Origin of the sequence: Lagierella sp. ICN-221743, from assembly GCF_037890055.1 — a bacterium.
Classification (GTDB): Bacteria; Bacillota; Clostridia; order Tissierellales; family Peptoniphilaceae; genus Mediannikoviicoccus.
Genome location: NZ_JBBKBD010000046.1, coordinates 1 through 2,263, shown reverse-complemented (window position 1 = coordinate 2,263; position 2,263 = coordinate 1). Strand labels below are relative to the sequence as shown.

Below are 2,263 nucleotides of genomic sequence, written 5' to 3'. Positions count from 1 at the left end.
CCTGGTTTCTCTCGTATTTCTACAAAGAAATCTCATCTTGAGGTTGACTTCGTGCTTAGATGCCTTCAGCGCTTATTCATTCCAGACGTAGCTACTGAGCTGTGCACCTGGCGGTACAACTCATACACCAGCGGTCTGTCCACTCCGGTCCTCTCGTACTAGGAGCAGCTCCTCTCAAATTTCTTACGCCCACGGTGGATAGGGACCGAACTGTCTCACGACGTTCTGAACCCAGCTCGCGTGCCTCTTTAATGGGCGAACAGCCCAACCCTTGGAACCTTCTCCAGCTCCAGGATGAGACGAGCCGACATCGAGGTGCCAAACCTCCCCGTCGATGTGAACTCTTGGGGGAGATAAGCCTGTTATCCCCGGGGTAGCTTTTATCCGTTGAGCGATGGCCCTTCCACTCGGTACCACCGGATCACTAAGTCCTACTTTCGTATCTGCTCCACTTGTCGGTGTCGCAGTTAAGCTTCCTTTTGCCTTTGCACTCTTTGAATGATTTCCAACCATTCTGAGGAAACCTTTGAACGCCTCCGTTACTCTTTAGGAGGCGACCGCCCCAGTCAAACTGCCCAACTGACAGTGTCCTCACACCTGTTTCAAGGTGCCAAGTTAGAACTTTAGCATTGAAAGGGTGGTATCCCACTTGTGACTCCATTAAGTCTTGTGACCTAACTTCTTCGTCTCCCACCTATTCTGTACATTCAATACCAAAATCCAATGTCAGCTTGCAGTAAAGCTCCACGGGGTCTTTCCGTCCTACCGTGGGTAAGTCGCATCTTCACGACTACTACAATTTCACCGGATCCTTTGTTGAGACAGTGCCCAAATCGTTACACCTTTCGTGCGGGTCGGAACTTACCCGACAAGGAATTTCGCTACCTTAGGACCGTTATAGTTACGGCCGCCGTTTACTGGGGCTTAAGTTCTAACCTTCGCTTGCGCTAAGTCTTCCCCTTAACCTTCCAGCACCGGGCAGGTGTCAGCACCTATACTTCATCTTTCGATTTAGCAGATACTTGTGTTTTTGGTAAACAGTCGCTTGGGCCTATTCTCTGCGACCAAGTTTTGCTTTTTGTGTTTAACATATACAATTCTCGGTACCCCTTCTCCCGAAGTTACGGGGTCATTTTGCCGAATTCCTTAACAAAGGTTCTTCCGCGCGTCTTAGGATTCTCTCCTCGCCTACCTGTGTCGGTTTACGGTACGGGTATCTCTTCGCTGGATAGTGCCTTTTCTTGGCAGTGTGGAATCTGTGACTTCACTACTTGTTTTTCGCTCCTCATCGTATCTCGGAGTTTCTGCAGAAGCGGATTTGCCTACTTCTACCTCCTACTTACTTGAACGTGCTCTACCGTTCGCACGCTTCACATATCCTCCTGCGTCAACACTTCTCTCTTAACGCTTGAGATAGTACAGGAATTTCTACCTGTTGTCCATCGCTTACGCCTTTCGGCCTGGGCTTAGGTCCCGACTTACCCTGGGTGGACGAGCCTTCCCCAGGAACCCTTTGGCTTTCGACGGGTGAGATTCTCACTCACCTTCTCGCTACTCATGCCAGCATTCTCTCTTGTGTTTGGTCCAATTCGCCTTGCAGCTTGTCTTCACTCCTTACACAATGCTCCTCTACCATGCGCTAAGCGCATCCACAGCTTCGGTATTAGATTTTAGCCCCGTTTATTTTCGGCGCATCACCACTTGACCAGTGAGCTATTACGCACTCTTTAAATGTATGGCTGCTTCTAAGCCAACATCCTGGTTGTCCGAGTAGTGTTACATCCTTTTCCACTTAATCTATATTTTGGGACCTTAGCTGGTGGTCTGGGCTCTTTCCCTTTTGACTATGAAGCTTATCCCTCATAGTCTGACTCCTATCGCTAATTTGATGGTATTTGGAGTTTGATAAGTTTCGGTAACATTATATGCCCCTAGACTATTCAGTGCTCTACCCCCTTCAATTACTACGATAAGGCTAGCCCTAAAGCTATTTCGAGGAGAACCAGCTATCTCCAAGTTCGTTTGGCTTTTCACCCCTATCCACATGTCATCCGATAACTTTTAAACGTTACCCGGTTCGAGCCTCCATAGAGTTTTACCTCTACTTCACTCTGCACATGGATAGATCACCTGGTTTCGGGTCTACAACATGCAACTTGCGCCCTATTAAGACTCGATTTCTCTACGACTTCAGATCTTAAATCTTTAATCTTGCTGCATATCGTAACTCGCTGGCCCGTTCTACAAAAAGTACGACATCATC

General features: G+C 48.2%; 1 rRNA gene. It reads right to left on the bottom strand.

Annotated features, from left to right (window positions below):
- Positions 1-2,263: ribosomal RNA gene (locus WKS98_RS09870) — 23S ribosomal RNA — on the bottom strand; the annotation flags it as partial.